The organism is Kocuria soli (assembly GCF_003797835.1).
GTDB classification, from domain to species: domain Bacteria; phylum Actinomycetota; class Actinomycetes; order Actinomycetales; family Micrococcaceae; genus Kocuria; species Kocuria soli.
The window spans coordinates 85,569-98,425 of the sequence record NZ_RKMF01000009.1 but is presented as its reverse complement, the minus strand read 5'-3'; the positions used below and the strand labels follow the sequence as shown (position 1 = coordinate 98,425).

Genomic DNA, 12,857 nt, shown 5'->3' with positions numbered 1-12,857 from the left:
TGCGTTTGTGGCTGTACACCCCGTGGGCACCGGCAGATCCTTCCGCCTGGTCCGGGGTGGTAGCACCCATGGTGAACGTGGTACAGGCATTGGCCGGCACTCAGCCTGACGTGGAAGTTCACCTGCTCGATCCGGTCACGGTCCGCGACGCGCCCGTCGAACGATTACGTGCCCGCATCCGGGGCCTGACCGGAGGCGGCCGGACCCTCCCGCGGCACACCCCGGCCACGGCACGGCGGCGCAGCAGAGCCCTGCGCGCGGAATATCTCCGACGCCGAGCCCGCCTGACCGCATCATCCGGGGACACCGGGGATCTCCAAGGTGACCGGGAGGTTGTGGACGTCATGGTCGCCGTGGCCGCATCGACCGACGTCCTGGACCTGCCCCCGGAACTCCACCTGATCCAGGTCACGGACGCCACGTTCCATGCCCTGGACGGTTTCTATCCCATGTTCCGTGACTTGGGGCCCGGTGACCGACGTCGTGGCCGCGCGGTCGAGCACGCGGCGGCGCAGCGCACCGATCGCTACCTCGTGGCCAGCGAATGGGCAGCCCGGTCCTTGACGAAGGACGTGGGCGTGCCCCCGGAGCGGATCCACGTGGCGCCCTTCGGCCCGGGTGTCCCCGCCGTGCCGTCCCGGTCGACACGGACAGACCCGGCAGATCAGCGGGAGGTGGGTGCTGCCGAAGCCGCAGGCCACCTCAAGGTCCTGTTCGTCAGCAGCGACTGGGTCCGCAAGGGCGGTGACCGAGCCCTTGCCGTCGTGGAAGCGGGGCGGCGTCGACGTCCGGTGGTCTTCACGGTCGTCGGCGATGTTCCGGAGCACCTGCCGGAGTGGGTCACCGGGACCGGGCGCGTGGATCGCGGCCACCTGAGCGAGCTGTATCGCAGGCACGACGTACTCCTGGAACCGGCCCGGGCAAACGCGGCGGGTGTGGTGATGACGGATGCGCTGACCCACGGGCTACCCGTGCTCGCGGCGAAGGTCGGCGGGGTCGAGAGCATCGTGATCGACGGCGTGACTGGGTGGCTGGTGACGGGAACAGACGGTGACACCGGCTCAGAGGAGGAGGCCGCCGCCTATGTCGAGGTTCTGACCTCCCTGGACCGGGCACGACTGGATGCGGCCGCGCAGGCCGCCCGCATGGATGCCTCGCGTCGCCTGACCTGGACTGCCTGGGTGGAGCGGCTGTCGGCCGTGGTGCACGAGGTGGCGGTAGAGGCCACCGCTCCCAGGGGCTCCGCCGTCATGATCTCGCCCGTGCTCCCCAGCGCGGTGGCCCAGGAATCGGCCGGAGAACTGTTCGCCCTGCGCCTGCACCAGGTAATCGCCAAGAACAGGCGGGTTCTCACGGTGGCAGTGGACGGCCCGGCCAACGGCCGCGCCGTGGCACGGGGAGGAACCCCTCCGCACCGGCTGATCGCACCGCACGGGCCGAACGGCGCGAGCCGGCTGTGGTGGCGCGTCGCCGGGATGCACCCCTGCCTGACACCCCGGGACCTGGAAACCGTGCGAGGTCTGCTGACACGTGCGGCGCTCATTGATCTCCAATGGGAGGAGCAAGCCGCACTGCTGCCCTGGCTGCGCCGACTCAATCCCACAGCGCGGATCGTGGTGACCTTGCACGACGTTCTCTCCCAACGCTTCGAACGCCAGTCCCGACTGGCCACCGGGCCGCTGCGCACCGTCGCCTGGCGCGGTCGGGCGTTCCTCGCCCGGCGGCTGGAACGACAAATCCTGGCCACCGCAGACGAGGTGATCGTGCTCAGTCGGAAGGACGCCGACCTGCTTCCTGCACCTGTTCACGGTGGCCGGACAGGAACGACTGCCCGGGTTTCCGTGGTCCCGGCGCCGGTCAGTGGGCAGCCTCGGGAGAAGGACCGGGCGCCGGAGGGCCCACCACGGTTGTTGTTCGTCGGGTACATGGCGCGGTGGGAGAACGAGCACGCGATCCTGTGGTTCGCACGGGAGGTCCTGCCGCTGATCCGCCAAGCGGTGCCGGAGGTAGTTGTGTCGGTCGTGGGTGAGGGCCGGCGGGACCCCGTGGCCCGGGAACTCGAGGCGGCCGGGGTGGAACTCTTGGGCTACGTCGAAGACCTCGACGTGCAGTACCGGGCGGCGTCGGCCGTCGTCGTCCCGCTGCGGCTGGGGGCGGGGGTCAAGTTCAAAGTGGTCGAGGCCATGCTGCGCGCGGTGCCTGTGGTCACCACGTCCGTCGGTATGGAAGGTGTCGGCGACGGCAGCTGGGCCCGAGTGGCCGATACCCCCCCGGAATTCGCTGCAGAGGTCCTAGAAGTGTTGGCGGCTCCTGCGGCGGCCGAGCAACGGGCACAGACCGTGGCACGGGAAGTCGCCGAAGTCTTCGGGCCCGAGGCCTTTGACGTCGCGGTAGGTAGGGTGTACCGATGAACGGGGCTACGAGCGGCTCGGTGTCGGTGGTCGTGCCGGTCCGCAACGCAGCGGCAACCGTGGCCACGCAGGTACGCGCCGTGTTGGCCCAGTTGCACGACGGCGACCGGGTGGTCGCGGTCGACAACCGTTCGACCGATGCCACGGCCCGGGTGCTCTATGAACTTCGCCGGGAGGACCCCCGGGTACGGATTGTCGAGGCCCCGTTGCGTGCGGGTGTGGCCCACGCCCGCAACGCGGGTGTCGCGGCCACGGACACGGACCTCGTGCTGTTCTGCGACGCCGATGACCGGGTCCACCCGGGCTGGCGTGACGCCATGGTGGACGGCCTGATGCGTCACGACCTGGTCGGGGGAGGGCTGCACCGTGTTTCCGGACATCGGCCGGGCCCGGGGGAGCAGGAGCGCACGCCCGACCTTGCGGTGGAGGTCCCGGGTGAGCTCCCCACGATCTTCGACCACCACAGATACCCGGTGGGCGCCAACATGGGCGTGCGGCGTACGGTTCTGCAGCGCATCGGAGGCTTCGACGAATCCTTCGTGCGGGGGCACGAGGAAACCGATTTCGCGTGGCGGGCGCAGGACACCGGGTACACCCTCGGGTACGTCCCGGATGCCGTCGTGGACTACACCGAGCGGGCGGACGCCCGGGGTGAGCTGCGGCGCTTCCGCCATTACGGCCGAACGTCCCTCCAGCTCTGGTGCCGTCATCGCGACAAGTTACCGCCCCACGGCGTGAGTGCCCGCGGTGCCGTGCGCGCGCTGGTCACCCTCTTGCCGAGTGCCCTGGGTCTTGTCCGGGGCACGGCGGAGCATCACAGTGCGCGCCGACTGGGTTGGGCGCTGGGCGTGGTGGAAGGCCACGCGCGATACCGCGTGCTGGGCCGCGTCCCGGAGGCGCGAATTCCTGGCTTCCCCGCTGGCTGCCCTACGGAGTGAACTTCGATGCCCGGTGAGGGCTAGATCGCGGCGGAAGAGTAAATGTCGGGGCGGTCAGAATCGAGGGTATCGGATTCCCCTTCTCCGGGCTGTCGACCATTCTCGTCGAGATCGTTCTCATCAATCTCGGTGGTCGACGACGGATCCTTGGGATCCTCTGGCGTCTTCGACGCCGCAGCGCCGGGGGTACCGCGGTCACTCGGCGTGTTGGTGCCGTCCGCGGCCTTGGCCGTTTCGGTGGAGGGACGGTCTGTTTGCTCGACGGCTGAATTCGGCACAGCAGAGGAAGCGGGCTGGCCTTGGGTCTCCGGTGCAGGGGTGCTGTCCATGATGGCTCTCTCTCGATCTCAGAAGTACGCGGTCAGATGTAAACGGGGCCGCGGCGGATCTCGTAGGTCCGGCCGTCGACAGTGGCCTTGCGGTAGGAGTAGACGGACAGGTCTTGCGCGCAGGCGGTATAGCTGGGGAGGCGGCCCGAAAAACGGGGTTGACCGACGGACAACAGGACGTTGTTGGCGGGGTCGTGACGCCATGTCCCCGAGTAACGGGTCGTGTACGCGGTGTACCCGGCACGCCGCGGTGCTGAAGCGTCCACCACGGGGACCGACCATCCCGTGTTGCCAGCGCGGGCGGACCAAGGGATGGTGCCCAAGCTGCTGGACAGATACACGGTGAGGCTGGCGCTGGTCACCGTCGAGTCGCCATCTCCGCCGATGACCCACAGGCCGCGGTCGGGGTATCTCCCGGACGTGGCATCGATGGTGACGACGCTGCCTTGGGTGGTGGACGAACAGCTCTTGGCGACGGACACCCACCCCTGTAGCCCGAGTTCCTCTGACGGAGAGGCCGCGTAGGCGGGCGCCGCGGTTGCGGCAACCACAACGGGTGTGGTCCACATGACGTTTCTGACGACGGTGCGCCTGGAAACGCCCTGACCGTCGCGTGTTGTGTTGGATTGGATTTCAGACATGCTCCCGCTCATCCCCCCAAAGGACATAGTCACCATGTCGGTGTGGCTGCGAGGTCCCCGAGCCAGACCAGCCCAAGTACCTACCGAGCAGTATCCTATGCGGTTTCAAAGAAGATCTGAAGATGAGTGCCACGGTTGCCAGTGATTGATCACGGTCTTGGGCCCCCTCTGCGGCCATCAAGATTTCGACCCGGTAGGTTGTTGGTGCAGGAGGCGCCGACGCGGTCACGGAGGCTGTGCGTGCTGAGAGGGAGGACGGGCTTGAGGACAGCATCACGGCATCTGCTGGTCACCGGGGGTGCCGGCTTCATCGGTGCGAACTTTGTTCGCCACGTCCTGCGTACCACGGAGGACCGAGTCACGGTCCTGGACAAGCTCACCTACGCGGGGGACCTGAGTTCCCTGGCGGGTTTGGACGAGCACCGGATGAACCTGGTGGTCGGGGACGTCTGCGACCAGGACCTGGTGCACTCCCTGGTGGCCCGGGCCGACGCCGTCGTCCACTTCGCCGCGGAGTCGCACAACGACAACTCCTTGGCCGACCCCGCCCCGTTCGTGCAGACCAATCTGGTGGGGACCTTCACCCTGCTGGAAGCGGTCCGGCGCCATGACGTGCGGTTCCACCACGTCTCGACGGACGAGGTCTACGGCGACCTGGAGCTGGAGGACCTCGCGCGGTTCACGGAAGCCACCCCTTACAACCCGTCGAGTCCCTACTCCGCGTCCAAGGCCGGCGCCGATCACCTGGTGCGCGCGTGGTCCCGGTCCTTCGGGGTCGCGGCGACCCTGAGCAACTGCTCCAACAACTACGGCCCGTACCAACACGTCGAGAAGTTCGTCCCGCGGCAGATCACCAACGTGCTGGACGGTCGCCGCCCCAAGCTCTACGGCGACGGTCGCAACGTCCGGGACTGGATCCACGTCGAGGACCACTGCGCGGCAGTCCTCCGTGTCCTGGACCGCGGAACCATCGGCAGGACCTACCTGATCGGGGCCGACGGCGAACACGACAACATCACCGTGATGCGCGCGATTCTGGAGCTCATGGGCCAAGATCCGGCAGCCTTCGACCACGTTCCGGACCGCGCGGGGCACGACCGTCGCTACGCGATCGACGCCGGCGCCGTCCGCTCGGAACTGGGCTGGTCCCCGACCCACGTCGATCTGCGCGCCGGGCTGGCCGACACGATCGAGTGGTACCGGGAGCACCAGGACTGGTGGCGGAGCAAGAAGGCCGTGACCGAGGACCGTTACGCGGAGACGGGCCGATGAGCGGCGGCCCCGTGGTTCACCGAACCTTGATCCCGGGCCTGTTGTTCGTGGACCTGCCCGTCCACGGGGACGCCCGCGGGTGGTTCAAGGAGAACTGGCAGCGCGCCAAGATGGTGCCCGCCGGGCTGCCGGATGTGGACTTCGTGCAACACAACATCTCCTTCAACGACGACGTCGGCACCACCCGGGGGATTCACGCCGAGCCGTGGGACAAATACGTGTCCGTGACCCAGGGCCGGGTCTTCGGGACCTGGGTGGATCTGCGTGAGGGGCCCGGATTCGGGGCTGTCGTGACCCGCGAATTCGGTCCGGACCAGGCGGTGTTCGTCCCGCGAGGGGTGGGCAACGGCTTCCAGACCCTTGCCCCGGGGACCGGCTACACGTACCTGGTCACGCAGCACTGGTCGCCCGCGGCACAGGCGGACTACGTCTACGTCAATGCCGCAGATCCCGAACTGGGCATCACCTGGCCCACCCCGTTGGACCGCGCAACCCGCTCCGCCAAGGACCTGGAGCACCCGCCCTTGCGGGACGTGTCGCCCGTGCCCGCCCCGCCGCTGGTGATTCTCGGCGCCGGGGGACAACTCGGGCGCGCGCTGACAAGTCGTTGCACCGAACGCGGCATCCCGTTCCTGGCCTTCGGTCACCGGGAATGGGACCTCAGCAGCCCCTCCACCTGGCCGCTGGACACCGTCTCACCGTCCCTGCGCGGGGTCCGGGCGGTGGTCAACGCCGCCGCCCACACGGACGTGGACTCGGCCGAGACCCCGGAGGGACGGCGTCATGCCTGGGAGGTGAACGCCACGGGGGTGGCGGCGCTGACCGCGGCCTGCCGAGAGGCCGACGTCCCACTGCTGCACGTGTCCACCGACTACGTGTTCGACGGCGAGGCACCGGCACCTGACACCGGAACGTCCCTCAGGACGGCCGACGGGGTCCGAGCCATCGGGTACCCCGTGGACCACCCGGTGGCGCCGCTGTCCGTCTACGGCCAGTCCAAGGCCGCCGGTGAAGCGGCGGTGCGGGCATGGCACAAGACCTGGATCCTGCGGACCAGCTGGGTGATCGGCGAAGGCCGCAATTTCGTGGACACCATGCGTGATCTCGCCCGACGGGGTGTGAACCCGCGGGTGGTCGACGACCAGACGGGGCGGCTGACCTTCGCCGGGGACTTGGCCGACGTCGTGCTGCAGATCGTGACCCGGCAAGTGCCCTACGGCACGTTCCACGTGACCAACGGCGGCCCGGTCGTGTCCTGGGCGGAGGTGGCCCGCTGGGTCTTCGAGATCGACGGGCACGACCCCGGGCGCGTGCAGGCCGTCAGCACGGCCGAGTTCTTCGGGGAGCGGCCGCACGCCCCGCGCCCGGCTCGCAGCGCGCTGGACACCTCGGCCCTGACGGCCGCGGGTATCCACCTCCCGGACGCCAGGGAACAGCTGGTCAACCACCTGGGACGTGAGCCCCGGTGATCCGCAGACTGCTCCGAGTCCACGATCAACTCCTGCCGTCGGAAGGCAAAGCCTGGCTGGTCTGGGCCGTCTTGGGGTCGCTGGTCGTGGCCCTGTTGGACATGGTGGGGATCGCGGCGATGATGCCGCTCATGCTTGTGGCCACCAGGGCACCGGGGCACGAGTCGGTGCTGGACCGGCTGGCCCCGTTCGGGGTCCACGGAGTCGGAGCCGGAATCGTCGTGCTGGCCGCAGCCGTGGGCGGCGTGTTTCTGCTCAAGACCGTGGCCGCGATCATGTTCCGGTGGTGGCTCCTGGGGCGCACCAGCCGGCTCGAAGGTCTGGCCGCGGCCAACATGTTGGAACGGTACGCGGAGGCGCCTTACGTCGTGCACCGCACGCGCAGCAATGCCCAGATGAACCGGCAGCTGGACTTCTCCATGTCGCAGGTTTTCGGGGGGCTGCTCAACGGGTACCTCATGATCACGGTGGACGCGCTGACCCTGATCCTGGCCACCGTGGTCCTGGCCTGGATCTCCCCGGTCGGCACGGTGGCCGCGGTGGTGGTCCTGGGCGGGGTGCTCGCGGTGATCCAGCTGGTCCTCAGATCGCATCAGCGGCGCATCGGGCGGGAACTCTCGGACGTCGCTGCGGAGCAGTGGAACGCGCGGATCCCGGTCGTGGAGGGCTTCCGGGACGTTCGGCTGACCACCAGCGTCCCCTTCTTCACCCAGCAGTTCCGGGAGACCCGGGCTCGCCAGGCACGAGCGGTCCGCAAGCTCTCGATCCTGTCGGAGGCGCCGCGGTACCTGCTGGAGGTCGCCATGGTCGTGGGCATCGGCGCCATTGCCGCTGCGATCCAGCTCATGGGGGACACGGGGCAGATGATCGCAATCCTGGGCGTTTTCACGGCCGCCGCCGGACGCATGTTGCCCACGCTGAACCGGCTCGGGGCCAACCTCGGCGAGGCACGCGCTGCCACGGTGGGGCTCGAGGAGACCGAGTCCACGCTGGCCGCACTCCCCGCCGCGGTCACGACGCACCACTCACCCCAGGACGACGGCAGCGGACCCGCCCCGTTGCAGGGGGACATCGAGCTGCAGGGGGTCGGCTTCCGCTTCCCGGATTCCCGCGACTGGACCCTGCGGGGAGTGAACCTGCGCATCCCGGAGGGCAGCACGGTGGCCCTGGTGGGTTCCAGCGGTGCCGGGAAGTCAACGGTCCTGGACGTGTTGCTCGGACTCTTCGCCCCCACCGAGGGGCGAGTCATGTGCGGCGGTCAGGACATCGCCGCGCGTCCCGCGGACTGGCACCGGTCCCTCGGCGTCGTCTCCCAGGACGTCTTCCTGATCAACTCCTCCTTGCGCCGCAACGTGGCCTTCGGGGTTCCGGAGGGGGAGATCGACGACGAACGCCTGGCCCGGGCCCTGCATTCCGCGCAGTTGGACGATCTGGTCGCCGATCTGCCGGAGGGTGCCGAGACCGTGTTGGGGGAACGCGGGATCCGCATCTCCGGTGGGCAGCGTCAGCGCATCGGGATCGCCCGGGCCCTGTACCGGGAACCGAAGGTCCTGATCCTGGACGAGGCGACGTCGGCCCTGGACAACCTCACGGAGAAGAAGCTGTCGATGACCCTGGAGGAACTCGCGGGTCGCCTGACCATCGTCATGGTTGCCCACCGTCTCTCGACGGTGCGTTCGGCGGACACGATCGTGTTCATGGACCAGGGCGAGGTGACGGACGTGGGGACCTTCGAGGAAGTGCGCCGGAGCAATGAGCACTTCGCCCAGCTGGTTGCGCTGGGCCGGGTCGGCTGATCCGCGACCGTAGGATGGGTCAGCCGAGACCCGTGCACGCACACCCTTGCAGCACGAACCCTCAACCGCGAACCCTGAACCACGAACCCTGGAGCCGATCCGCCATGACCCGAACGCCCGACCAACGCCGTCGGCGGCAGGCCGTCGGAGGCACGATGTTCGGCGTCGGCATCGTCCTGTTGTTCATGGCCACGTGGATGTTCCCGGAGGGACTGATCCACGTGGCACGGGCCACCGCGGAGATCGATCCGGTTCCGATGACGGGACGTGGGTGGTTCACCGCGATCTTCGGGTCCATCGCCCTGGTGGTCAGCGGCGTCCTGATCTTCTGGGGTTTCTGGCTTCGACAGGCCAACACCGATGCCGTGACAGACGAGGACCGTGCCCTGGACGAGGCCTGGGGCGAGGAGGCGTTCACGGACTACGACCTGGAAAGCTTCCACCCCACGCGGTTCAGTCCGGAGGACGACGGCGGAGCGGGCAGCCGCTTCCGCTGAGGGCAGGCGCCGAGTCGGGGGCAAGAGGGCATGAAAAGTGCCCGAGATAGGATTCGAACCTACGACTTCTTGCTCCGGAGGCAAGCGCTCTATCCACTGAGCTACTCGGGCATGACCGTCGCGGGATCACCGTGACGGACCCCAAGACTGTATCACCGGTCAGACGGTGTCACTGACCCAGCGGGGGCGCGACACCTTCCGGATACACTGTCCCGGTGACCCCCGAAGAACTGAGTGCCGCCGTATCCGCATGCCTGGGCGAGAGTGTTGCCCAGGGAGAGCTCTCCCTGGGCGAGGGCCAGGAGTTGCCTCCCGTGAAGGTCGAACGTCCCAGGAACCGGGACCACGGCGACTGGGCCACCAACATCGCCATGCAGCTGACCAAGAAGGTCGGCCGACCACCGCGTGAAGTAGCCGAGATTCTCAAGGGCCGCCTCGAGGCGCTCGACGGCGTGGCCTCCGTGGACATCGCCGGGCCCGGCTTCCTGAACATCACCCTGGACGCCGCCGCTGCTGGGGAGCTCGCCCGCACCGTCGTCGAGCAGGGGCGCGCTTACGGCCGTACGGACTCGATGGCCGGACAGGCCATCAACCTCGAATTCGTCTCCGCCAACCCGACCGGCCCCATCCATCTGGGTGGCACGCGCTGGGCAGCCGTGGGTGACTCCCTGGCGCGCGTCTTCGAATCCCAGGGCGCTGCGGTCACCCGCGAGTACTACTTCAACGACCACGGTGCCCAGATCGACCGGTTCGCCCAGTCGCTGCTGGCCGCCGCCCGCAACGAACCCGCCCCGGAGGACGGCTACGGCGGCGCGTACATCGCCGAGATCGCGGACCGGATCCTGGCCCAGGACCCGCAGGCGCTCGAGTCCGAGGACCCGCAGGAGACCTTCCGTGCCGCGGGTGTGGACTTCATGTTCGGCGACATCAAGGAGTCGCTGCGGGAGTTCGGGGTGGACTTCGACGTCTGGTTCCACGAGAACTCGCTGTTCGAGGACGGCGCGGTGGACACCTTGCTCGAACAGCTCAAGCAGCAGGACTCGCTCTACTTCAACGACGGCGCCTGGTGGCTGCGTTCCACCGACCACGGTGACGACAAGGACCGCGTGGTCATCAAGTCCGACGGCAACGCCGCCTACATCGCCGGGGACATCGCCTACTTCAAGAACAAGCGTGACCGCGGGGCCGACCTGTGCATCTACATGCTCGGTGCCGACCACCACGGCTACGTCGCCCGGCTCAAGGCCGTGGCCGCCAGCCTGGGGGACGATCCCGCCAAGGTCGAGGTCATGATCGGCCAGATGGTCAACCTGGTGAAGGACGGCGTGGCGGTTCGCATGTCCAAGCGCGCGGGGACCGTGGTGACCATGGAGGACCTGGTCGGGGCCGTCGGCGTGGATGCCGCACGGTACTCGCTCACCCGGTACTCGGTGGACTCCAACATCGACATCGACCTGGACCTGCTGGCCAAGCGCTCCAACGAGAACCCCGTGTTCTACGTCCAGTACGCGCACGCCCGGACCTGCGCCGTCGACCGCAACGCCGAGGCCGCCGGGGTCACCCGGGAGGCCTTCGACGCCGCGCTGCTGACCCACGAGACCGAAGGCGAGCTGCTCGCGGCACTGGGTGCGTACCCGTCGGTCGTGGCGGAGGCCGCGGCACTGCGGGAACCGCACCGCGTGGCCCGACACCTGGAGGCCCTCGCGGGCGCCTACCACCGCTGGTACGGTGCCTGCCGTGTGACCCCGCAGACGGAGGAGACTGTCACGGACACCCACCGCACTCGCCTGTGGCTCAACGACGCCACCCGACAGGTCCTGGCCAACGGGCTGGAGCTGCTGGGCGTGTCGGCACCCGAAAGGATGTGACGGTGAGCAATTTCGAGGAATTCGACCAGTACGACGACGAGAACGACGTCGTCACCACCGGCTTCCGGCTGCGTCCCGTTCCCGTGGTCGAGCCCGCCGCGGAGGACACCTGGCAGACCGGCGTCAACGACCTGGCTCCGGAATGGCTCTCCGTGCCCGGTACCTGGGACGAACTCGATCGCACCATCTGGCCGGAGGCGTTCGGGCGCGCCGACACGGGTGAACTGACCGTGTCCGGAATCAGTGCGACGTCGTTGGCCGAGACCTACGGAACCCCGCTCTACGTGCTCTCCGAGGACACCTTCCGGGAACGCGCCCGCCGCTTCCGTGAGGCCTTCGAGGACGCGTTCTCCGGGATCGGCGCGGAGGTCTCCGTGTACTTCGCGGGCAAGTCCTTCCTGACCCCGGAGGTCGCCCGCTGGGTGCGTGAAGAAGGCCTGTGCCTGGACACGGCCTCGGGCGGGGAAATGGCCTGCGGCCTGCGCGGCGGCATGGACCCCGCGCGCATGGCATTGCACGGCAACAACAAGTCGGCGGCCGAGATCACTCGCGCGTTGGACGCCGGGATCGGGCGGATCGTCGTCGACTCCCTCCCGGAGATCGAACTTGTGGGCCGACTGGCCCGCGCCCTGGGGGTCACGGCCGCCGTGATGCTCAGGGTCACCCCGGGGATCCACGCGGAGACCCACGAGTTCATCGCCACGGCACACGAGGACCAGAAGTTCGGGCTGTCCTTGGCCGCCGCCGAAACCCCGGAGGACACCTCCGGGGTGGGCGCGACCGCCGACGGGGCCGAACCGTCTCCGGCAATGCGCGCGGTGAGCGCCTGCGTGGCCCACCCCAACATCGACCTCCAGGGGATCCACTGCCACATCGGGTCCCAGATCTTCTCCCCAGACGGCTTCGCGCAGGCGGCCGAGCGCGTCCTGACCTTCATGGCCGAGGTCAAGGACAGGTTCGGTGTCAGCCTGCCCCAGGTGGACCTGGGCGGCGGCTACGGCATCGCCTACACAGAGGCGGACACACCGCGTTCGGCCAAGGACGTGGCCCAGGCCCTGGCCGCATCCGTCGGCGAGACCTGCCGGCGCCTGGACCTGCCGGTCCCACACTTCTCGGTCGAACCCGGGCGTGCGATCGCCGGGCCTTCGGGGGTGACCCTCTACACCGTGGGAACGCTCAAGGGTGTGACCGTGGAACCCGGCCGTCAGCGCCGCTACGTCTCCGTGGACGGTGGCATGTCCGACAATCCCCGGCCCGTGCTCTACGGCGCCGACTACTCCGTCGTCGTCGCCGACGAACGGGCGGGCGAGAACCACTCGGAACCCGTGTTCTCCCGCGTGGTCGGCAAGCACTGCGAATCCGGGGACATCGTGGTCAACGCGACCTACCTCCCCGCCGACCTCGCCCCCGGCGACCTGTTGGCCGTGCCCGCGACCGGCGCGTACTGCTGGGCGTTGTCGAGCAACTACAACTGGTTGCCCCGCCCCACTGTGGTGGCCGTCCGCACCGTGGACGGCGTGCCGGAAGCCCGCGTCATCGTCCGCGGTGAAACGGAACAGGACCTGTTCGCCCGCATGAGCTGACCCGCTCGCCGCCGGAACCACCCGACGTCGATCCCTCGACCCACGCCCGCTGT

The 12,857-nt window shown here is 68.7% G+C and carries 10 protein-coding genes and 1 tRNA gene; 8 read left to right on the top strand and 3 right to left on the bottom strand.

Features of this window, described 5'->3' with window-relative positions; all coding sequences use genetic code 11:
- Positions 1 to 68: 68 nt before the first annotated feature.
- Together EDL96_RS07940 and EDL96_RS07935 are read left to right on the top strand one after the other, a co-directional pair.
- Positions 69 to 2,411 (top strand): glycosyltransferase, encoded by a 2,343-nt coding sequence (locus EDL96_RS07940; protein WP_158609547.1) that lies wholly within the window; start codon positions 69 to 71, stop codon positions 2,409 to 2,411.
- Positions 2,408 to 3,349, top strand: a complete 942-nt coding sequence (locus EDL96_RS07935) for a glycosyltransferase (RefSeq protein ID WP_123825249.1) — start codon at positions 2,408 to 2,410, stop codon at positions 3,347 to 3,349. The genes EDL96_RS07940 and EDL96_RS07935 overlap by 4 nt, the downstream gene beginning before the upstream one ends.
- Before the next feature lie 20 nt (positions 3,350 to 3,369).
- Here EDL96_RS07935 and EDL96_RS07930 read toward each other — a convergent pair whose 3' ends face one another.
- Positions 3,370 to 3,678 carry a hypothetical protein gene (locus EDL96_RS07930; protein ID WP_123825248.1) on the bottom strand — a complete coding sequence of 103 codons (309 nt, stop codon included), beginning with the start codon at positions 3,676 to 3,678 and terminating at the stop codon, positions 3,370 to 3,372.
- 32 nt (positions 3,679 to 3,710) lie between these two features.
- Positions 3,711 to 4,319, bottom strand: coding sequence for a hypothetical protein (locus tag EDL96_RS07925; protein WP_123825247.1), 609 nt, complete (start codon positions 4,317 to 4,319; stop codon positions 3,711 to 3,713).
- A gap of 261 nt (positions 4,320 to 4,580) precedes the next feature.
- Between EDL96_RS07925 and rfbB the strand changes: the two genes are divergently transcribed.
- The 4 genes from rfbB (at position 4,581) to EDL96_RS07905 (ending at position 9,353) form a co-directional block, all read left to right on the top strand.
- Positions 4,581 to 5,591: a dTDP-glucose 4,6-dehydratase gene (gene rfbB, locus EDL96_RS07920; RefSeq protein WP_123825246.1), complete on the top strand. Its 1,011-nt coding sequence runs from the start codon at positions 4,581 to 4,583 to the stop codon at positions 5,589 to 5,591.
- The gene (locus tag EDL96_RS07915; RefSeq protein WP_123825245.1) at positions 5,588 to 7,060 is read left to right on the top strand and encodes a sugar nucleotide-binding protein; all 1,473 of its coding nucleotides are present in this window, start codon (positions 5,588 to 5,590) and stop codon (positions 7,058 to 7,060) included. The genes rfbB and EDL96_RS07915 overlap by 4 nt, the downstream gene beginning before the upstream one ends.
- Positions 7,057 to 8,856, top strand: coding sequence for an ABC transporter ATP-binding protein (locus EDL96_RS07910; RefSeq protein ID WP_123825244.1), 1,800 nt, complete (start codon positions 7,057 to 7,059; stop codon positions 8,854 to 8,856). Before EDL96_RS07915 ends, EDL96_RS07910 begins: the two co-directional genes overlap by 4 nt.
- 104 nt (positions 8,857 to 8,960) lie before the next feature.
- Positions 8,961 to 9,353 carry a hypothetical protein gene (locus tag EDL96_RS07905; RefSeq protein WP_123825243.1) on the top strand — a complete coding sequence of 131 codons (393 nt, stop codon included), beginning with the start codon at positions 8,961 to 8,963 and terminating at the stop codon, positions 9,351 to 9,353.
- Between the two features lie 38 nt (positions 9,354 to 9,391).
- On the opposite strand, the gene EDL96_RS07900 is transcribed toward EDL96_RS07905, so the two are convergent.
- A tRNA-Arg gene (locus EDL96_RS07900) sits at positions 9,392 to 9,464 on the bottom strand.
- 104 nt (positions 9,465 to 9,568) lie between these two features.
- Here EDL96_RS07900 and argS point away from each other — a divergent pair.
- Together argS and EDL96_RS07890 are read left to right on the top strand one after the other, a co-directional pair.
- On the top strand, positions 9,569 to 11,221 hold the full coding sequence (gene argS / locus EDL96_RS07895) for an arginine--tRNA ligase (protein ID WP_123825242.1): 1,653 nt from the start codon (positions 9,569 to 9,571) through the stop codon (positions 11,219 to 11,221).
- 83 nt (positions 11,222 to 11,304) lie between these two features.
- Positions 11,305 to 12,804, top strand: a complete 1,500-nt coding sequence (locus EDL96_RS07890) for a diaminopimelate decarboxylase family protein (RefSeq protein WP_199732568.1) — start codon at positions 11,305 to 11,307, stop codon at positions 12,802 to 12,804.
- Positions 12,805 to 12,857: the final 53 nt, after the last annotated feature.

Excerpts from the sequence above, each read along its gene's own strand:
- EDL96_RS07925 (WP_123825247.1), bottom strand. The coding sequence starts at position 4,319 with ATGTCTGAAATCCAATCCAACACAACACGCGACGGTCAGGGCGTTTCC.
- EDL96_RS07905 (WP_123825243.1), top strand. The coding sequence starts at position 8,961 with ATGACCCGAACGCCCGACCAACGCCGTCGGCGGCAGGCCGTCGGAGGC.
- EDL96_RS07940 (WP_158609547.1), top strand. The coding sequence starts at position 69 with ATGGTGAACGTGGTACAGGCATTGGCCGGCACTCAGCCTGACGTGGAA.
- EDL96_RS07915 (WP_123825245.1), top strand. The coding sequence starts at position 5,588 with ATGAGCGGCGGCCCCGTGGTTCACCGAACCTTGATCCCGGGCCTGTTG.
- EDL96_RS07930 (WP_123825248.1), bottom strand. The coding sequence starts at position 3,678 with ATGGACAGCACCCCTGCACCGGAGACCCAAGGCCAGCCCGCTTCCTCT.
- EDL96_RS07935 (WP_123825249.1), top strand. The coding sequence starts at position 2,408 with ATGAACGGGGCTACGAGCGGCTCGGTGTCGGTGGTCGTGCCGGTCCGC.